An 18,888-nucleotide genomic window follows, 5' to 3' on the forward strand; every position below is an offset into this window, starting at 1 on the left:
CGGGGGTATGGCGCATCGCGCGGTTCCGCCATCCATGGCTCCAACGCGCGAACGCAGGCCATCCATGGCCTGCTTGCGCCATACCCCCGCGCTACCGCGTCTTCGGGCGCTTCCAGGTCGTGGCTTCGCTCTTGTTCCCCTCTCCCTCCGGGAGAGGGGCAGGGGTGAGGGTCGGGTGGCCAGCGGCGCAGGGGCACCGACCCTCTCCCCAACCCCTCTCCCGATGGGAGAGGGGCTTCCGGGCGGGAACCCGGTTGCAATCAGGCACTTGGCCCTGCATAATGCACGGCTCGCTGCGTCCGTGACCCGGACCGGCGGCCCGGGAACGCGATCCGGGGCCGCCACCGCAGTCGAACCCCCTCCCGCATCGCGTGCGCCTTTCCCTTGAGGGAACGGTCGCGGGGCCGCCGTCTCCCGGGCTATGGGCGACACCAGACCTTTCGAGGTGCGTATGTCCCGCGTTTGCCAAGTCACCGGCAAGAGCGTGCAGACCGGCAACAACGTCTCGCACGCAAACAACAAGACCCGCCGCCGTTTCCTCCCCAACCTGCACGAGCGCCGCTTCTGGGTGGCCTCCGAGAACCGTTGGGTGAAGCTGCGTGTTTCCACCGCTGCCCTGCGCACCATCGACAAGAACGGCATCGACTCCGTTCTGGCCGAGCTGCGCGCGCGTGGCGAGAAGATCTGAGGAGTAATCGACCATGGCATCCAAGCGCGACAAGATCCGCCTGATCTCCTCGGCCGGCACCGGCCACTTCTACACCACCGACAAGAACAAGAAGAACACGCCGAACAAGATGGAGATCAAGAAGTACGATCCGACCATCCGCAAGCACGTGATCTACAAGGAAGGCAAGATCAAGTAACTGGTCGCCTCCGCTTGTTCCGGGAAAGCCCGCCTCACGGCGGGCTTTTCTTTTGCCCGCCCGCCGGCCCGGGAAGGGCTTTGCCGGGGCAGGCGACAGCCCGCAGAATCGACCGGTCCCGGCCATGCAGGCGCCCCGATGAGCGACTGGTCCTTCGGCACACTCCTGCTGGCGCTGGACTGGCTGGTCCGCCTGGCCGCGCTGTGGTGGATCCCCAGCCGCTCGACCCCGGCGGCCGCGCGCAGCTGGCTGCTGCTCGCGTTCTTCCTGCCCCTGGTGGGCCTGCCCCTGTACCTGCTGCTCGGCCAGCCGTGGCTGTCGCGGCAGCGCCGCCAGCGCCAGGACCAGGCTTCGCAGGCGATCCGCGAGGGCCAGCGGCCGCAGCGCGCGCTGCGCTGGCAGCCACCGCCGACCGGGCCGGCGGCCGAGACCGCGCCGCTGGTCGAGCGCCTGGGCGACTTCATGCCGGTGCGCGGCAACGGGATCGACCTGCTCGACGACTACGACGCCTCGATCGCCCGGCTCATCGCCGACATCGATGCGGCGAAGGTGCGCGTGCACCTGCTGTACTACCTGATGTTCGACGACGCGGTCGGCCAGGCGGTGGCCGATGCGCTGGCGCGCGCGGCCGGGCGCGGGGTGCGCTGCCGGCTGCTGCTGGACGCGGTCGGGGCCAAGCGTGGTTACCGGCGCTTTGCCGCCGGCCTGCGCGCCGCCGGCGTGGAGGTCGAACGGATGATGCCCGGCGGCCTGCGCTGGCGCCGCAGCAGCCGCATGGACCTGCGCAACCACCGCAAGGTCGCGGTGATCGACGACCATGTCGGCTACGTCGGTTCGCAGAACCTCGCCGACGCGGTCTTCGTGCCCGGTCATCCGAACCGCGAACTGGTGGCGCGCTGCCGCGGCCCGATCGTCTCGCACCTGGAGGCGGTGTTCGCCAGCGACTGGTACCTGGAGACCGGGCAGATGCTGGAAGTCTCGCCGGTGCGCCCGGTCCACGAGGAGGACGTGGCCGCGCAGCTGCTGCCCAGCGGGCCGGCCTACCCGTTCGGCAACGCCGGCGAAACGGTGACCTCGCTGATCCACCTCGCCCAGCACCGGCTGGTGCTGACGACGCCGTACTTCGTGCCCGACGACGCCACCCTGAGCGCGCTGCGCATCGCCGCGCTGTCCGGGGTGGACGTGCAGCTGGTGCTGTCGGCCACCAACAACCAGCGCCTGCTGCTGCTCGCCCAGCAGTCCTACTACGAGGAACTGCTCCGGTCCGGGGTGAAGATCGCGCTGTACCAGCCGCACTTCCTGCACGCCAAGCACCTGAGCGTGGACGATGCCGTGGCGCTGGTCAGCTCGATCAACCTGGACATCCGCTCCTTCGACCTGAACGCCGAGATCGGCCTGCTGTGCTACGACCGCGAGGTGGTGCGGCGGATGCACCGGATCGAGGAGGACTACCTGCTGCATTCGGAGCAGCTGTCGCTGGAGCAGTGGCAGCGCCGGCCGGCCTGGAAACGCAGCCTGGAGGGCCTGGCGCGGCTGGCCGACTCGTTCATGTAGGCCGCCGCCTGGCGGGGCCAGCCGGTAGAATCGGCCCATGCAAGCCCGCTTCGACATCGCGATCGTCGGTGGCGCCGCCGCCGGAACGCTGGCCGCGATCCAGCACCTGCGCCAGGCCACCGCCCCCCTGCGGATCGCGGTGTTCGAGCCCTCGCCGGACCTGGCCGAGGGCATCGCCTACTCCACGCACCGCCCCGAGCACCTGCTCAACGTGCCCACCGGGCGGATGAGCGCGCTGCCGGACCGCCCGTCCGACTTCCTGGACTGGTTCGCCGCCCGTCCGGAGCACGCCGGCGCCTCGCGCGAAGCGCTGGCGCACGGTTACGCGCCGCGCCGCGACTACGCCCGCTACCTGGCCGACCGGCTGGAGGAGGCGCGCCAGGCCAGCCCGGCTTCGCTGGACGTCCTGCCCTGGCGCATCGAGTCGCTGGGCCGCGAGGCCGAGGGCTGGTGCCTGTCCGCGGCGCAGGGCACGGCCGTGGCCGAACGCGTGGTCCTCGCCGTGGGCAACGCACAGCGCCCGCTGCCGGTGCGCGGTTCCGGCGCGCTGGCGCGGCCGCGCCTGGTCGACGCCTGGGACTACGCCGGGATCGCCGGAATCGATCCGGCCGCCGACGTGTGCATCGTCGGCACCGGCCTGAGCATGGTCGACGTGCTGCTCACCCTGGAGGCGAACGACCACCGCGGGCGCATCCACCTGCTCTCGCGCCACGCGATGCTGCCGCGCGCGCATTCGACCAGCCACGCGGTGGACGAAGCCTTCGACGTCGATGCCCTGCACCCGCTGGGCGTGCGCGAACGCCTGCGCCGCCTGCGCCAGGGCATGCGCGACGCCGCCGCCCGCGGCCTGCCCTGGCAGGCGGTGATGGAGCGGCTGCGCCCGCATGGCCAGGCGCTGTGGCGTTCGCTCGGAGAGACCGAGCAGCGCCGCTTCCTGCGCCATGCCGTGCGCTACTGGGACATCCACCGCCACCGCATCGCCCCGGAAGTCGGCGCGATCCTGGCCGACTGGTACGCGGACGGGCGCCTGGTCCTGCACCGCGGCCGCCTGGACATGGCCGTGGCCGGCCAGCGCTGCGTGCAGCTGACCGCGCGCACCCGCGACGGGCGCAGCCTGGTGCTGGACGTGGACCACGTGATCAACGCCACCGGCCTGGAACTGCGCGTGCAGGCCATGCGCAACCCGCTGCTGGAACAGCTGCTGGGCGAAGGCCACGCGCGTCCCGGTCCGCACGGCATCGGCCTGGACGTCGATGCCGAGGGCCGGCTGCTCGACGCCAACGGGCGCCCGCACGAGGACCTGCGCGTGATCGGCAGCCTGCGCATCGGCGAAGCCTGGGAAACCATCGCCGTGCCCGAGCTGCGCGTGCAGGCCGAGACCATCGCCCGCGCGTTCATCGCGACGCAGGCCGCCGTCGCCTGATCGGTTCCGGCGCGTCGACGCGCCGGCCGAGTCAATCCGATGCGTCGAGCGCGGCCAGCGCCAGGCGCAGCTGTTCGGCCGTCGGCAGCCCGACGGGAATCGCCACCACGTCGTCCTCGTCCAGCGGCGGCTCCAGCGTGGCGAACTGGCTGTCCAGCAACGACACCGGCATGTAGTGGCCCCTCCGTGCCGACATGCGCGCGGCGATCAGCGGCGCGTCGCCCTGCAGGAACAGGAAGCGCAGCGGCAGGCCGGTGGCGCGCAGCCGGTCGCGATGGCGCCGGCGCAGGCCGGAGAAGGCCAGCGCCACCCGCTCGCCGGCATCCACGCGTCGTCCCAGGTCCGCGGCGATGCGCGCCACCCATGGCGCGCGCATGCGGTCAGTCAGCGGCTGCCCGGAGGCCATGCGCGCCCTCGCGCGCGCGCTGTGGAAATCGTCGGCATCGAGGAAGGTGGCCGGCCATGCCGCGGCGACGGCCTGGGCCAGCGTGGTCTTGCCGCTGCCCGACACCCCCATCACGATCGCCACCTCCGGCGTCGTCATGCCGGCAGATCCACCCGGACCGCGTAGCGGCGACCGGCTTCCACCGTGCGCAGCAGCCCATCCTCCAGCAGCTGGCCATCCACCGTGACGCGGGGCGCGGCCACGCCGGCGACGCGCTCGATCTCCACTTCCAGCTCCGCGCCGCGGAAGCGCCGCAGCGCCTGCGCGCGTGGCCAGTGCGAAGGCAGCTGCGGCGCGATGCGCAGGCCGTCGCCTTCGCCGCGCAACCCGAACAGGCCTTCGACCAGGCAGCGGTACAGCCACGCCGCGGTGCCGGTGTTGAACAGCTGGCTGGAACGGCCGGCGGTGCGCGGATGCAGGCGCCAGGCGCCGCGGTAGTAGTTGGGCACGAACACGGGCAGCTGGCCGCGCTGCACGCAGTCCTGCGCATCCGGGCCGGCCAGCATCGCGCGCAGCGTGCGCCAGGCGCGGTCGGCCTCGCCGACGTGGTAGAGGCTGTGCAGGTAGAACGCGGCAGCGTGGTTGTACACCGCGCCGTTCTCGGCCGAGCCCGGGAACTTCTGGGTCAGCCGGCCGACGTCCTCGCGCATGCCGGTGTAGGGCGGATCCAGCATCGCCACGCCCCAGCGCGAGACCAGCTGTGCGTCCACCGCTGCGAGCAGGCGCGTTCGCTTCGCCTCGTCGGCGGCGCCGCTGAGCATCGCCCAGCTCTGCGGGTTGAGGTAGATGCGCCCTTCGCCGTCGACGTGCACCCCGAAGGCCACGCCATCGTCGGTGATGCCCCGGCCGTACCAGTCGCCGTCCCACAGGTGCCGGTTCATCGCCGCGTTGAAGGCCTGCGCGCCAGCCTCGAACTCCGCCGCCTCGGCCTCGCGGCCATGGCGCGCGCAGATGCCGGCCCACAGCCGCAGCGCATGCGCGCTGGCCAGCGACAGCCAGCCGGAGACGCCGCGCCCCTTCCAGCCGACCATGTTCATCGGGTCGCACCAGTCGCCCTGGGCGATCCAGCTCAGGCCGCGTCCGTCGCGCTGCGCCAGCAGCCAGCGCATCGCACGGTCCAGGCGCGTGGCCACGTCGGCGTCCTCGCCGGTGCGGTCGCGCACGACCTCGCGCAGCAGCGAGGCATCGCCGGTCTCGTCCAGGTAGGCCTGCAGGAATACCGGCAGCCATACGCAGTGGTCGGTGTGCGGCACCTGGTTGATGTACTTCAGCTCGGCGCCTTCCACCAGCAGGATGCCGTCGGGCATCGCCCCGCCCGGCTCCTGCTGCGCCAGCGCGTGCAGGAACGCCGCCCGCGCCGTAGCCGGGCGCAGGTAGGCCATGCCCATGTGGTCCTGCAGGAAGTTGCGGGTCTGCGGATCGGTGGTCAGGCGGTTGGAATCGCCGTGGTAGAAGACCTGGCGCGGCAGCCAGTGGTTGGCGAAGGCGTCCAGCCACGGATCGGGCGTGGTGATGCGCAGGCAACCGCGCGCGTCCTGCAGGTATTCGTCGTAGGCCTCGGCCGCGGCGGCGAATGCCTGCGCGGACAGGTGCCGCGCGCGCAGTGCCGCGACCTCGGCCTCGTCATGCGCCGGTGCGAACAGGAAGCGGAACTCCTCCACGCCATCGGGCTCGAGGAACACGCGGTACTGCAGGATCGCCGCCGGCGTCTCGTACAGCGCATCGCCACCGGCCAGGGTCTCGCGCAGGACGATGGCATCCGGCGCGTGCAGCCCGCCTGCGCCCTCGAACGCGGACTGCTGGGCTTCCCAGGCGTCGGGCACGCGCTCGTGCAGCAGCACGGTCAGGTCCTTGAACTCGCGCTGGCGGAACCAGTCGGCGACCTTCTGGTACGGGGTGACGCTGCTGCACACGATCCCGCCCAGGTCCGGCCGGTAGGCGCCGGACTGGTTCATCCACGACATGTAGCCGACCGGGAAATACGGATACAGGCTCAGCCGGCGCCGGCGCCCGGAGACGTTGCGCACGCGCAGCGTCCACAGCTCGGCCACCTCGTCCGGCGGCAGCGACACGCCCAGTTCCACTTCGATGCCGTCGCAGCGCACCGTCCAGCGCGCGTCCGCCAGGCCGACGGAGAAGGCGAAGGATTCGGGCGTGCGGTTCACCGGCGCGTACGGCGCGGAGAACAGCGCGCCGTTCTCCTCGTCGCGCACGTAGCAGAAGCGGCCGGGATGGTGCGCGTAGTACGGCTGCTCCGGCTGCATGAAGGTCTTCGCCTCCAGCACCGGCGCGTGCGCGTACTTGGCCGGCTCCGGCTGCATGAACTGCGCGGTGGCGTAGCCGCGGCAGTTGAGCTGCAGCAGCATGCGCCGGTTCCACAGGAAGGTGGACGCGTTCGGCATGGCGGTGGGACTGTCCAGCACCAGCCGGCGGCCGCCTTCCTCGAAGCGGCAGGGACCTGGCATCGTCACCGCTGCGCTCATGCCGCCGCCTCCCGCCGCGCGTCCAGCTCGTGCTGGATCCGCGCCAGCGCGCGGCCGTCCAGCGGATAGGCCAGCATCACCGCCGCCGCCAGCAGCGCGACCACGCCGGGAATCACGGTCAGCAGCAGGGCGATGCCCAGCCGCGAGGCGTCGGTCTGCGCCTGGTTGGCGACGTAGCCCATGCCCGCGAGCACCCACGCGATGACCGCCGAGGCCAGCGCGCCGCCGAGCTTCTGCGAGAACGTCGCCGCGGCGAAGGTCATCGCGGTGGCGCGGCGCCCGGTCTTCCATTCGGTGTAGTCGGCGCAGTCGGCGTACATCGAAAAGGCCAGCGGCGACTTCGGCCCCAGCAGCAGGCCGATGGCGATGTTCATCCCCAGCATCGTCCACACCGACGAGGGCGGCACCAGGTACATCGCGCAGCTGAGCACGCCGACCCCGGCCATCAATCCCATCAGCAGGTGCTTCTTGTCGACGAAGCGGGTCATCAGCGGCGTCGACGCCGCACCCACCGCCAGCGCCACCGAATACGTGCCGAGGAACAGCCCGGTCAGTTCCGGCCGCTCGACGTGGTACTTGAGGTAGTACACCAGGGTGCCGCTGCGCATGACGATGGTGACCATGATGACCAGCGCCAGCACGAACAGCACCAGCCACGGCCGGTTGCGCAGCAGGTCGGCGATGTCCTGGCGCACGGCGTGGCTGGCGACCGTCATCGGCTGGATGCGTTCGCGGGTGGTGCCGAACACGGTGGCGAAGCAGGCCACCGCGACCACGCCGTACAGGCCCAGGGTGAGCTGCCAGCCCAGCGCGTCGTCGCCGCCACCAAGCCAGCGCACCAGGTCCGGGGTCAGCCAGTTGACCACGGTGGTGCCGGCGAACGCGGCGATGAAGCGGAAGCTGACCAGGGTGGTGCGCTGCTGGCTGTCGCCGGTCATCACCCCGGACAGCGCCGAATACGGCATCGCCAGCACGGTGTAGGCCAGCATCATCAGGGTGAAGGTCGCGTACGCCCAGGCCAGGCGCCCGCCGGGACCGAAATCGGGGACGGTCCAGGTGAGCATGCCGGCGCAGGCCAGCGGCAGCGCGCCGAACAGCAGCCAGGGGCGGAACCGGCCCCAGCGGCTGCGCGTGCGGTCGGCGATCGCGCCCATCAGCGGGTCGGTGACCGCGTCGACCACCTTGGTCACCAGCATCATCGTGCCGACCGCGGCGGCGGCCAGGCCCATCACGTCGGTATAGAAGATCAGCAGGAAGGCCGAGATGTTGGCCCAGTACAGGTTGAAGCCGAAGTCGCCGATGCCGTAGCCGACCTTCTCGCGCAGCGGCAGGCGCACATCGGTGCCGCCCGCGTCCGTCCCGGTCCGTTCGTGGCCCATGGTCCCTCGCCCTGGAATGGCAATGGCCGGCCGCGGCGACCATCGCCTGCCCGTACCCTCGCCTGCCTGACAGCGTTGTCGAGATTGCCGGCCCGGGGGCCCGCAGGCAAGGGCGTGCGCCGCACTCCGGCCATGCGCCGCAGTACACTCGGGCGTCCAAGGGAGGAGGTACCCGTTGGTTCCGAGCTGGACCCTGCTGCTGGTGTCGGTCGGGTACGCCGCGCTGCTGTTCACGGTGGCGTGGTGGGGCGACCGTCGACCGATGTACCCCGACCGGCCGTGGCTGCGGCCGGTGGTCTACAGCCTCGCACTGGCCGTGTACTGCTCCTCGTGGACCTTCTACGGCGCGGTCGGCAGCGCGGTGCGCAACGGCATCGGCTACCTGCCGATCTACCTGGGCCCGGTGCTGCTGCTCCTGTTCGGCTGGCGGATCATCGAGCGCCTGGCGCTGATCGCCCGCAGCCAGAACACCGTCTCCATCGCCGACTTCATCTCCGCCCGCTACGGCCGTTCGCGGCGGCTGGCCGCGCTGGTCACGGTGATCGCGCTGGTCGGCGTGATCCCGTACGTGGCCCTGCAGTTCAAGGCCGTGGCGATGAGCCTCACCGTGCTGTCGGGCAGGGACGCCGAGCAGGTCGACATCGCCGCCGACCCGGCGCTGTACGTGGCCCTGCTGATGGCGCTGTTCGCCGCTCTGTTCGGCACCCGCCAGGTCGACGCCACCGAGCACCACCACGGCATGATGCTGGCCATCGCCCTGGAGTCGCTGGTCAAGCTGGTGGCGATGGTCGCCGTGGGCGTGTTCGCCTGGAGCTGGATGGGCGGCAACCGCCTGCACATCGCCGACTCGGCGCGAACGCTGTTCCAGGAGGCGCCGCCGGTGGGCTTCGTCGGGCAGACGCTGCTGAGCTTCCTGGCCATCGTCTGCCTGCCGCGCCAGTTCCAGGTAGCGGTAGTCGAGTGCGGCGACGTGGCCGACATCCGCAAGGCGCGCTGGATGTTCAGCGGCTACCTGCTGGTGATCTCGGTGATGGTGGTGCCGATCGCCGCCGCCGGCGTGGTGCTGTTCGGCCCCGCCGGGCACGTGTCGAGCGACACCTTCGTGCTGGCCCTGCCGCTGGCCGAAGGCCGCGATGCGCTGGCGCTGGCCGCCTACGTCGGCGGGTTCTCGGCGGCCACCGGCATGGTGATCGTGGCCAGCATCGCGCTGGCGACGATGGTCAGCAACGACCTGGTCATGCCGCTGCTGCTGCGTCGCGGCTGGGGCGAACGCCATGCCGCCGCGGACGTGGCCTCGCTGGTGCTGTGGGTGCGCCGCCTGGCGATCCTGCTGCTGGCGCTGTGCGCCTACGGCTACTACCGCTGGGTCGGTGGCGACACCACTCTGGCCGCCTACGGCCTGATGGCCTTCGCCGCGGTGGCCCAGTTCGCGCCGGGCCTGATCGGCGGCCTGTACTGGCGCGGCGCCAGCCGCCGTGGCGTGGAGTTCGGCCTGCTCGCCGGCTTCGCCACCTGGATCTACACCCTGCTGCTGCCGGCACTGTCCAACTCCGGCCACCTGGATCCTTCGTGGATCGAGGCCGGTCCGTTCGGCCTGCAGTGGTTGCGGCCGCAGCAGCTGTTCGGACTCAGCGGCTGGGATCCGCTGACCCACGGCACGTTCTGGTCGCTGCTGCTCAACAGCGGCGTGATGATGGTGGTCTCGGCGCGCTGGCGCCCCGGCGTGGACGAGCGCCTGCGCATCGCCCCGTTCCTGGATCCGTACGCCGAACGCCAGACCCTTGCGCCGGTGGAGTGGCCGGGCACGGTCAGCATCGGCGACCTGCAGGCGCTGGCCATCCGCATCGTCGGCGAACGCCATGCCCGCCGTGCCTTCGCCGACCAGGCCGTGACCCTCGGCCGCGAGCTGCAGCCCACCGCGGCCGCCGACCGCGCCTGGATCCAGTTCACCGAGCGCCTGCTGGCTGCATCGATCGGCGCCGCCTCGGCGCGCCTGGTGCTGACCAGCGTGCTGCGCGGCTCCGGCATGCACCTGAGCGAGGTGATGGCGCTGCTGGACGAGGCCGGCCAGGAGCTGCGCTTCAACCGCGAGATCCTCTCCACCACGCTTGAGAACATCAGCGCCGGCGTCAGCGTGGTCGACCCGGACATGCGCCTGGTCGCGTGGAACGGCCGCTACCAGTCGATGTTCGGCTACCCGCCGGGCATGCTCTACGTCGGCCGCCCGGTCGCCGACCTGATCCGCTACAACGCCGAGCGCGGCGAACTGGGCGAAGGCAACATCGAACAGCACATCCGCAAGCGCATCGAGCACATGCGCGCCGGCACCCCGCACGTGTTCGAGCGCGTGCGCAGCGACGGCACGGTGATCGAGATGCGCGGCCAGGCCCTGCCCGGCGGCGGCTACGTCACCAGCTACAACGACATCACCGCCTACAAGCACGCCGAACAGGCGCTGCGCGAGGCCAACGAAACCCTGGAACAGCGCGTGGCCGAGCGCACCCGCGAAGCGGAGCATGCGCAGCAGTCGCGCACCCGCTTCCTGGCCGCGATCAGCCATGACGTGCTGCAGCCGCTCAATGCCGCGCGCCTGTTCGCCTCGGCGCTGCGCGACGGGCGCCAGGACCCGGAGGAACAGCGCCACCTCGCCGAACGCGTCGACGCTTCGCTGCGCGCGGCCGAGGAGCTGCTCGACGGCCTGCTCGACGTCTCGCGCCTGGACACCGGCGCGCTGCAGGCCGAGATCACCGTGTTCGACGCCGCCGAACTACTGCGCGACCTGGCCGCGCAGTACGCCCCGGTCGCCGCCGGCCGCGGCCTGGACCTGCGCGTGCACGCGCGCAGCTGCCCGGTGCGCAGCGACCGCCGCCTGCTGCGCCGCGTGCTGCAGAACTTCCTCGCCAACGCCCTGCGCTACACCCGCCAGGGGCGGATCGTGATGGGCATGCGCGCGCGCGGCAGCGCCGCGGTGCTGCAGGTCTGGGACACCGGCCCGGGCATCCCCGAGCAGCACATGCGCCAGATCTACGACGAGTTCCACCGCTACCAGCAGCCGTTCGACTGGGGCGAGCGCGGCCTCGGCCTGGGCCTGTCGATCTGCCAGCGCATCTCGCGCCTGCTCGAGCACGGCCTGGACGCACACAGCGAGGTCGGGCGCGGCAGCATGTTCTCGATCACCGTGCCGCGCGTCGACGCCCTGCCGGCCGCGTCGGTGCGGCCGCTCGCGGGCCTGCCCACGTCCGGCTCGCTGGCCGGGCTGCGCGTGCTGTGCGTGGACAACGACAGCGAGATCCTCGACGGCATGCGCGTGCTGCTGTCGCGCTGGCAGGCGGTGGCGATCACGGCCAGCACGGTGGACGAGGCGCTGGCGCGCATGGCCGACAGCGCGCCGCAGGCGATGCTGGTCGACTACCACCTGCACGACCGCCTCGACGGCCTCGACACGCTGGATGCCCTGCGCGCGGCCGGCGGGCGCATCCCCGGTGCGCTGCTGACCGCCGACGGCCGCGACGAGCTCAAGCGGCAGGCACGCCAGCGCGGCTACCGCCTGCTCACCAAGCCGGTGAAGCCGGCGTCGCTGCGCGCGTGGCTGGCCGCGCAGGTCGGCACCTCCGAACGGGCGGACGCCGGCGCCTGAACCGGCGCGCTTGACCCTGGGGTCGCTTCAGGGTTTGCAATGGGCCCCCGCGCCTGTCGCGCCGCCTGGCGGTGGCTGTTCGCTGGCGCCGCCCCGCTCCGTCACCCATCCTGTCCGGCATGACCCGTCCCCTGCGTCCGTCCATCCCATCCGTTTCCGGGCCTGCTTCGCCGGGTCGGCGCCGCTTCGTGCAGGGCATGGCTTTCGCCGGCCTGGCCAGCAGCGGCCTGCTGCGACTGCCAGCGCATGCCGCGAATGCGGCCGCACCGGTCGAGCTGCGCGGTAGCGCGTTCGACCTGGCCATCGGCGCCAGCCCGGTGAACATCACCGGGCGCGAGCGCCAGGCAATCACCGTCAACGGCAGCCTGCCGGCGCCGATCCTGCGCTGGCGCGAAGGCGACACAGTCAGCGTGCGCGTGGCCAACCGGCTGGCCGGGGTACCGACCTCGGTGCACTGGCACGGCATCCTGCTGCCGGCGAACATGGACGGCGTGCCGGGCATGAGCTTCGACGGCATCGCTCCGGGCGAGTCGTGGCTGTACCGGTTCACCCTGAAGCAGTCTGGCACCTACTGGTACCACAGCCATTCGCTGTTCCAGGAGCAGGCCGGCCTGTACGGCGCGATCATCGTCGACCCGCTGCAGCCCCCGCCCTACCACTACGACCGCGAGCACGTGCTGCTGCTGTCGGACTGGACCGACCTGGAACCGGCCGCGCTGTTCCGCCGCCTGAAGAAGGCGCCGTCGTTCGACAACCACTACAAGCGCACCGCCGGCGATTTCCTGCGCGACGTGCGCGAGGACGGCTGGCGCGCGACCCTCGCCGACCGCGGCATGTGGGGCCGGATGCGGATGACGCCCAGCGACCTGTCCGACGTCAACGGCCACACCTACACCTACCTGCTCAACGGCCTGCCGCCGGCAGGCAACTGGACCGGTCTGTTCCGCCCCGGCGAGAAGGTCCTGCTGCGCCTCATCAACGCCGGCGCGATGACCTATTTCGACGTGCGCATCCCCGGGCTGAAGATGACAGTGGTCGCCGCCGACGGCCAGTACGTGCATCCGGTGACGGTGGACGAGCTGCGCATCGGCGCAGCGGAGACCTACGACGTGATCGTCGAACCGGCCGGGCAGGACGCCTACACGATCTTCGCCCAGGACATGGGCCGCACCGGCTTCGCCCGCGGCACGCTCGCCGTGCAGCCGGGGCTGGCGGCACCGGTACCGGCGCCCGATCCGCGGCCGCTGCTGACGATGCAGGACATGGCGCATGGCGACCATGGCAGCCACGATGCCGGCAAGGGCATGGAAGGCGGCTGCGGCGCGATGATGGCCGAGGGCGGATGTGGCGCGGCGATGCATGGCGCGCACGCCGGACATGGTGCCGCGAAGCCGGTGGTGCATCCGGCCAGCGAGGCCGGCAATCCGCTGGTGGACATGCAGTCCTCGCCGACCGGACCGCGCCTGGACGATCCGGGCGTGGGCCTGCGCGGGAACGGCCGCCGCGTACTCACCTACGCCGACCTGCGCAGCCTGTTCGACGATCCCGACGGCCGCGAGCCGGGGCGCGAGGTCGAGCTGCACCTGACCGGGCACATGGAGAAGTTCGCCTGGTCGTTCAACGGCATTCCGTTCGCCTCGGCCGAGCCGCTGCGCCTCAACTACGGCGAGCGCCTGCGCGTGGTGCTGGTCAACGACACGATGATGCACCACCCCATCCATCTGCACGGACTGTGGAGCGATCTGGAGGATGGCGACGGCGCGTTCCAGGTGCGCAAGCACACCATCGACATGCCGCCGGGCACGCGCCGCAGCTACCGCGTGCGCGCCGACGCGCTCGGCCGCTGGGCCTACCACTGCCACCTGCTCTACCACATGGAGGGCGGAATGATGCGCGAGGTGCGCGTGGAGGAGCGGGCATGAGCCGCGCCGCCAACACGCTCGCGCTGTGCATCGCGTTGGCGCTCGCGCCGTCGGCTGCGCTGGCGCAGGAGTCGCATGCACACCACCCGCATGTCGGCCATGCGGGAGCGGAAAGCACATCGAATCCGCGTCCGGCCAAGGCGCCGCACGCGGGTCACGATGCGCATGCAGCGCACGACATGCATGATTCGCATGCGGGCCATGCCGCGGAAAACGCGCATGACCAGCACGCCGCGAGCTCCGCGCACGACGGGCATGCCGGGCACGAACCGCATGACGCGCACGCGGCGCGCAACTCCCACGCTGGTCACGCAGGCCACGCCGGCCACGACATGCCTGCGCCCGCCGGCGCCGCCGCGACAGATCCGCACGCCGGACATGCCATGGCGCCGGGTGCGCCCGTCGAGCCCATCCCCGTGCCGACCGACGCCGATCGCGCCGCCGCGTTCCCGCCGCTGGCGCACGCGCATGTCCATGGCGGCGGCATCCATAGCCTGGTCCGCTTCAACCGTTTCGAAGCCTGGGACGCGGATCCCGGGCGCGGCCAGGCCTGGGAAGGCAAGGCCTGGATCGGCGGCGACGTGCACCGGCTGTGGCTGCGCAGCGAAGGCGAGCGCGAGCATGGCCACACCGCCTCGGCCGACCTGGAGGTGCTGTACGGGCGCGGCCTCAGCGCCTGGTGGGACCTGCTGGCCGGCGTGCGCCACGACTTCAAGCCCGGGCCGTCGCAGAGCTGGGCGGCGATCGGCGTTCAGGGCATGGCGCCGTACAAGTTCGAATTGAGCGCCACCGCCTACCTCGGCGAGCACGGCCACAGCGCGCTGCGGGCGGAGGTGGAGTACGAGCTGCCACTCACCAGCCGCCTGGTGCTGCAGCCGCTGGTCGAGGTGGAACTGCATGGCCGCAACGATGCCCGGCGCGGCACCGGTTCCGGCCTCTCCACGGCGGAGGCGGGCCTGCGCCTGCGCTACGAGCTCGACCGGCGCTTCGCGCCCTACATCGGCCTGGTCCACGAACGCAGCTTCGGCAACACCGCCGACTACCGCCGCAGCGAAGGCGAACCGGTGAGCGACACGCGCTGGGTGGTCGGCGTGCGCTGGTGGTTCTGAGACCAGCCGCAACAACGATTCCTGCTCTCCATCTCCCGCCGGTTACGTCTGCGCCACCACCGGCGCCGGAGCGCTGCAGGCCGCCCGCAGCCTGGGCGCCGGACCAGATGTCAGACTTTTCTTACCCCAGCGCGCGCACTGATCCGATAGGCTCGGCCGGCGTTCCGGCCGATACTGTGTCGCCAGCAACGCGCGGCGCCGGCCTATGGCCCAGGCAGTACTTCCCGACGCGTGTCCCGCAAGGATGCGGGGCAGCTGGCCTCACAGGTAAGGCTCCTCCCCCGGAGGCCCGTCATGGCCGAGCCCGTCATTTCCCTGCGTGAATGCGCCCAAGGCTGGCGCGTGTTCCAGGGCGAGAATCCCCTGTTCTGGTTCCCCAGCTACGACCAGGCCATGCGCACCGCGCGCCTGATCGCCTCCGTACAGGCGGACATCCACGACGCCGACACCTCGATCGAGATGCGCCTGCTCGGCGAACGCCCGGTGCTGGTGGCGACCTGCACGCCGGGCCACTAGGCAGCGTCGTCCGAAGGACGGCCGGCACCCGGGATTTTCCGGTACAGCTCCCCACGCCTCGACCAGCTGCGCCAAGCGGGTCCACGCATGGTGCGTCTGGAAGCTTGCCGGATGGCTGTCCCAACCGGTCCGCCCGTCTCCTGCCAGCGCGATGCTTGCTCTGGATCAATGCCCGTCACGCAGGGCAGGGCCAGACTGGTGGTGTGGGAATCGCCCGGCGTGCATGATCGCCATCGGCAGGCCACTGCACCGGACGGTGACCGCATGCGGCCGGTCGTGGCGGTCCCGCACACGGTTGAATCGGCGCATGTTCGATCGCGCTTCCCGGCGCACCTGCAGTACCGGTTCGTCGCCCGCACCGCGGGCATCGTTTCCGATCACGGAGCATGCAGGGATGAAGAGGATCGCGTGGACTTTCTGGGTCTTCCTGCTGGTGTTGAGCGTGTTGTGGCTGCTGGCCGACACGCTCTGGCCTGCGCAGCGGGACTACTTCGCTTTCCGCACCGTCTGGGTCCAGTACAGCGGCGTGCTGGCCATCGGCGTGATGTCGCTGGCGATGGTGCTGGCGACACGTCCCATGTGGCTGGAACCGCGCCTCGGCGGCCTGGACAAGCTCTACCGCCTGCACAAGTGGCTGGGCATCGCCGCGCTGGCCACCGCCACGGTGCACTGGTTGTGGGCGCAGGGCACCAAGTGGGCCGTGGGCTGGGGCTGGCTGGTGCGTCCGCCGCGCAAGCCGCGGGCGCCGGACGATTCGCTGGGGATCGTCGAGTCGACGCTGCGCGGCTGGCGCGGGCTCGCCGAGGACCTCGGCGAATGGGCCTTCTACATCTCTGTCGCGCTGCTGGTGCTGGCGCTGCTCAAGCGCTTTCCCTACCGCTGGTTCGCGAAGACGCACCGCTGGATGGCGGTGGTCTACCTGGTACTGGTCTTCCATGCGCTTGTGTTGGCGAAGTTCGCCTACTGGACGCAGCCGGTGGGGTGGGCACTGGCCGCACTGCTCGCCAGCGGCACGGTGTCCGCGCTGTGGATCCTGCTGGGACGCACGGGTGCAAGGCGCACCGCACATGGCGTGGTCGAATCGCTGCAGCGCTATCCCGCGCTGGGCGTGCTCGAGACCACGCTGCGGATGGAGGAAGGGTGGCGGGGCCACAAGCCCGGGCAGTTCGCGTTCGCCACGTCCAATCCCGAGGAAGGCGCACATCCGTACACGCTGGCCTCGGCCTGGCATGCGGCGGACGGACACATCACCTTCATCACCAAGGCCCTCGGCGACCACACCCGCGAACTGCCGCAGCGCCTGCGTGTCGGCGACCGGGTCAAGGTGGAAGGTCCGTACGGGTGCTTCACTTTCGACGACGCGCGTCCGCGCCAGCTCTGGATCGGCGCGGGCATCGGCATTACCCCGTTCATCGCACGCCTGAAGTTCCTTTCCCGGAACCGGCAGCACGACCCGCGGCCGATCGACCTGTTCCACCCGAGCAGCGTCCTCGACCCGGTGGCCATCGGCAAGCTGCGCGCCGACTGCGAGGCGGCGGGCGTCACCCTGCACCTGTTCTGCGGCCCCGACAGCGAACGCCTGACCGGCGAACGCCTGCGCCAGCGGGTGCCCGGCTGGAAGGAAACCAGCGTGTGGTTCTGCGGGCCGGCCGACTTCGGCCACTCCCTGCGCGCCGACCTGGTCGCCCACGGCCTGCCGCAGGAAGCGTTCCATCAGGAGATGTTCGAGATGCGCTGAACCGGCGACCGTGGCGAAGGCTCCCAGGCCCCACCAGCCCCACACAAGCGTGCTAACCCATTGAATTAACTTCAGCTAGTCAATGTGGTCTTCTACAAGGACTCACAATCTGACTCACATGCAATCTGGATCTCCAGCGTACGCTGGTGGACTGTGCTGGAAACACAAGCATACAGGCCAGCCGGGCCGTCAGCGGACTCGCCAACAACACGGATGCGATGGGGCAAGAAGACATCAAGTCACTCCATGCAGCCCACGAAGATACGCCTGCACCCGGACAGTAGCGGTCATAGGCCACTAGCGCCAGCTAGTCTCCCGAACCGACAAGTGACAAGTGACCACGTCGCTGGGCTGTTCGCACAGGATTGGGGTTGTCTGTACCTAGAGCTACAGAAGTGAGGCCGAATAACAGCTTGTGCAGCTCTCAATTGGAACGCGCAATTCTCGGGCGATCTCCCGAAGCCCCCGTCCTTGATGGCGCATGACGTCAAAAACCTTCCTGATGACCAAAGAACCCTCGCGCTCAGCGCTGTCTTGTTCTTGCGTGCGAAGTCCCTTACGACTGAGCTCAATGCACATCGACCGATACAGCCAGTCGGTGAGCACACCTACTCGGTGCAAGCGGTAGACCAGTGCCATGGCCGATACATTCCAGCACTTCTTGATCTTCATTATGTCGGCCACCGTGCGGCAGCGTCCGGCCAACGCCAGCATCTCCAGACGAGGGAGCAGGAATGCACCAGCGAACTCATTGGCCTGCTGTTCGACTTCTTTGCCTTTTGGATCACCATGGCGATGCAAGACCAGATGACCCAACTCATGGGCTGCGTCAAAGCGGCTGGACTCGGATGACTTCACGGTGTTGAGAAAAACGTATGGAATCGCGCCGCCCTGCCAAGACGAGAAAGCATTGACCTCGCGCGAATCCTCCACCAATGAAAACACGCGCACGCCCCGCGACTCGAGCAGGTGCACGACGTTCTTGACTGGCAGCACGCCCAAGCCCCACTGCGCACGCACCAGGTCGGCTGCGGCCTCGGGCTCAACGCCCTCCAAGTCCGGCACATCAACCGGAGGCAAATTGAACCTCGATGCCAACCAGTCGCCCAATGCAAAAGCAATGGCCCCTGACGCCAGCGCGGCGTCACGCTGGGCGGAAGTCATTCGCGAGAACGAACGAAAGCTCGCATTCTCCGGGCTCGGCACTTCGAAGTCGTTCCCGTAGAAGAAATCCACCGCAAAGCCAGTTGCGCTACCCAGATGGGCCACGACTTCTGGTGGCGGCACGCGTGCGCCGTCCTCGTAGTTGCCGAGCGAGCTCAACGCAATCTGTGCGCGCTTGGCCAGCTCCTTCTTGCTCAGCTTCGCGCGCTGGCGCGCGAGCGTGAGCCGCGAGGGGTTGAAAGACGCGTCCATCGGCTCACAGCTGCTTTGGCGTGATGTCAAAGTCGACGTCCGGCCCTTCATCGCCTGCGCGATCGTCCTGACCTGAGACGGATCGTGTAGCCAGTTGGCTGGTGAGTTCTCTACCCTTAACAGGCAAGGAGAGCTCCATGAAGAAGCGATTTACCGACGAGCAGATCATTTCGATCCTGCGCGAGGCCGAAACCGGCGCGATGCCGATCAAGGCGCTGTGCAAGAAGCACAACCTGACCGAGCAGACTTTTTTCCGCTGGCGCAACAAGTTCGGCGGCATGGACGTGCCCGATGCCCGCCGGCTCAAGGACCTCGAGTCCGAGAACGCCCGGCTCAAGCGGCTGGTGGCCGAGCAGATGCTGGTCATCGACGGGATGAAGGAGATCGTCCGAAAAAAATG

15 protein-coding genes are annotated in these 18,888 nt (G+C 70.1%); 10 read left to right on the forward strand and 5 right to left on the reverse strand.

The annotated features are described in order from the left end of the window. Nucleotides 1-451: 451 nt before the first annotated feature. From rpmB to M503_RS0110855, 4 genes are all read left to right on the forward strand, one after another. The gene (gene rpmB, locus M503_RS0110840; protein ID WP_024869229.1) at nt 452-688 is read left to right on the forward strand and encodes a 50S ribosomal protein L28; all 237 of its coding nucleotides are present in this window, start codon (nt 452-454) and stop codon (nt 686-688) included. Between the two features lie 13 nt (nt 689-701). Continuing rightward, nucleotides 702-866: a 50S ribosomal protein L33 gene (rpmG, locus tag M503_RS0110845; protein WP_024869209.1), complete on the forward strand. Its 165-nt coding sequence runs from the start codon at nt 702-704 to the stop codon at nt 864-866. Between the two features lie 138 nt (nt 867-1,004). Continuing rightward, the gene (gene cls / locus M503_RS0110850) at nt 1,005-2,420 is read left to right on the forward strand and encodes a cardiolipin synthase (protein WP_028920582.1); all 1,416 of its coding nucleotides are present in this window, start codon (nt 1,005-1,007) and stop codon (nt 2,418-2,420) included. 37 nt (nt 2,421-2,457) lie between these two features. Next, the gene (locus M503_RS0110855) at nt 2,458-3,843 is read left to right on the forward strand and encodes an FAD/NAD(P)-binding protein (RefSeq protein WP_028920581.1); all 1,386 of its coding nucleotides are present in this window, start codon (nt 2,458-2,460) and stop codon (nt 3,841-3,843) included. Nucleotides 3,844-3,874: 31 nt separating this feature from the next. Here M503_RS0110855 and M503_RS0110860 read toward each other — a convergent pair whose 3' ends face one another. From M503_RS0110860 to M503_RS0110870, 3 genes are read right to left on the reverse strand one after another with little or no spacing between them, the layout of a single operon-like run. After that, the gene (locus M503_RS0110860) at nt 3,875-4,387 is read right to left on the reverse strand and encodes a gluconokinase (RefSeq protein WP_028920580.1); all 513 of its coding nucleotides are present in this window, start codon (nt 4,385-4,387) and stop codon (nt 3,875-3,877) included. Next, complete coding sequence (locus tag M503_RS0110865; RefSeq protein WP_051414547.1) at nt 4,384-6,771, reverse strand: GH36-type glycosyl hydrolase domain-containing protein; 2,388 nt, start codon at nt 6,769-6,771, stop codon at nt 4,384-4,386. Before M503_RS0110865 ends, M503_RS0110860 begins: the two co-directional genes overlap by 4 nt. After that, nucleotides 6,768-8,150 (reverse strand): MFS transporter, encoded by a 1,383-nt coding sequence (locus tag M503_RS0110870; RefSeq protein WP_051414548.1) that lies wholly within the window; start codon nt 8,148-8,150, stop codon nt 6,768-6,770. Before M503_RS0110870 ends, M503_RS0110865 begins: the two co-directional genes overlap by 4 nt. 175 nt (nt 8,151-8,325) lie before the next feature. Between M503_RS0110870 and M503_RS16315 the strand changes: the two genes are divergently transcribed. Next, nucleotides 8,326-11,787: a hybrid sensor histidine kinase/response regulator gene (locus tag M503_RS16315; protein ID WP_028920577.1), complete on the forward strand. Its 3,462-nt coding sequence runs from the start codon at nt 8,326-8,328 to the stop codon at nt 11,785-11,787. Between the two features lie 119 nt (nt 11,788-11,906). Next, complete coding sequence (locus tag M503_RS0110880) at nt 11,907-13,709, forward strand: copper resistance system multicopper oxidase (RefSeq protein WP_037061202.1); 1,803 nt, start codon at nt 11,907-11,909, stop codon at nt 13,707-13,709. Here the strand turns inward: M503_RS0110880 and M503_RS17990 are convergent. Beyond that, a complete protein-coding gene (locus tag M503_RS17990; protein ID WP_430536860.1) occupies nt 13,655-14,185 on the reverse strand; it encodes a hypothetical protein in 531 nt (176 codons plus the stop codon). The genes M503_RS0110880 and M503_RS17990 overlap by 55 nt on opposite strands. Here M503_RS17990 and M503_RS17995 point away from each other — a divergent pair. The 3 genes from M503_RS17995 (at nt 14,126) to M503_RS0110895 (ending at nt 17,072) form a co-directional block, all read left to right on the forward strand. Continuing rightward, nucleotides 14,126-14,818: a copper resistance protein B gene (locus tag M503_RS17995; RefSeq protein ID WP_428992235.1), complete on the forward strand. Its 693-nt coding sequence runs from the start codon at nt 14,126-14,128 to the stop codon at nt 14,816-14,818. The genes M503_RS17990 and M503_RS17995 overlap by 60 nt on opposite strands. Before the next feature lie 294 nt (nt 14,819-15,112). Then, nucleotides 15,113-15,334: a hypothetical protein gene (locus tag M503_RS0110890; RefSeq protein WP_024869200.1), complete on the forward strand. Its 222-nt coding sequence runs from the start codon at nt 15,113-15,115 to the stop codon at nt 15,332-15,334. Nucleotides 15,335-15,728: 394 nt separating this feature from the next. After that, nucleotides 15,729-17,072, forward strand: a complete 1,344-nt coding sequence (locus M503_RS0110895; protein WP_028920574.1) for a ferredoxin reductase family protein — start codon at nt 15,729-15,731, stop codon at nt 17,070-17,072. 387 nt (nt 17,073-17,459) lie between these two features. Here the strand turns inward: M503_RS0110895 and M503_RS16320 are convergent, their stop codons facing one another. Further along, nucleotides 17,460-18,488 carry an XRE family transcriptional regulator gene (locus M503_RS16320; protein WP_197017221.1) on the reverse strand — a complete coding sequence of 343 codons (1,029 nt, stop codon included), beginning with the start codon at nt 18,486-18,488 and terminating at the stop codon, nt 17,460-17,462. 137 nt (nt 18,489-18,625) lie between these two features. Between M503_RS16320 and M503_RS0110905 the strand changes: the two genes are divergently transcribed. Next, nucleotides 18,626-18,888: transposase (locus M503_RS0110905; protein WP_028920573.1), on the forward strand; the 263-nt coding region annotated here is incomplete at its 3' end.

Origin of the sequence: Pseudoxanthomonas suwonensis J47 (assembly GCF_000513955.1) — a bacterium.
Classification (GTDB): Bacteria; Pseudomonadota; Gammaproteobacteria; order Xanthomonadales; family Xanthomonadaceae; genus Pseudoxanthomonas; species Pseudoxanthomonas suwonensis_C.

Excerpts from the sequence above, each read along its gene's own strand:
- rpmB (WP_024869229.1), top strand. The coding sequence starts at position 452 with ATGTCCCGCGTTTGCCAAGTCACCGGCAAGAGCGTGCAGACCGGCAAC.
- rpmG (WP_024869209.1), top strand. The coding sequence starts at position 702 with ATGGCATCCAAGCGCGACAAGATCCGCCTGATCTCCTCGGCCGGCACC.
- cls (WP_028920582.1), top strand. The coding sequence starts at position 1,005 with ATGAGCGACTGGTCCTTCGGCACACTCCTGCTGGCGCTGGACTGGCTG.
- M503_RS0110855 (WP_028920581.1), top strand. The coding sequence starts at position 2,458 with ATGCAAGCCCGCTTCGACATCGCGATCGTCGGTGGCGCCGCCGCCGGA.
- M503_RS0110860 (WP_028920580.1), bottom strand. The coding sequence starts at position 4,387 with ATGACGACGCCGGAGGTGGCGATCGTGATGGGGGTGTCGGGCAGCGGC.
- M503_RS0110865 (WP_051414547.1), bottom strand. The coding sequence starts at position 6,771 with ATGAGCGCAGCGGTGACGATGCCAGGTCCCTGCCGCTTCGAGGAAGGC.
- M503_RS0110870 (WP_051414548.1), bottom strand. The coding sequence starts at position 8,150 with ATGGGCCACGAACGGACCGGGACGGACGCGGGCGGCACCGATGTGCGC.
- M503_RS0110880 (WP_037061202.1), top strand. The coding sequence starts at position 11,907 with ATGACCCGTCCCCTGCGTCCGTCCATCCCATCCGTTTCCGGGCCTGCT.
- M503_RS17990 (WP_430536860.1), bottom strand. The coding sequence starts at position 14,185 with ATGGACATGCGCGTGCGCCAGCGGCGGGAACGCGGCGGCGCGATCGGC.
- M503_RS0110890 (WP_024869200.1), top strand. The coding sequence starts at position 15,113 with ATGGCCGAGCCCGTCATTTCCCTGCGTGAATGCGCCCAAGGCTGGCGC.
- M503_RS0110895 (WP_028920574.1), top strand. The coding sequence starts at position 15,729 with ATGAAGAGGATCGCGTGGACTTTCTGGGTCTTCCTGCTGGTGTTGAGC.
- M503_RS16320 (WP_197017221.1), bottom strand. The coding sequence starts at position 18,488 with ATGGACGCGTCTTTCAACCCCTCGCGGCTCACGCTCGCGCGCCAGCGC.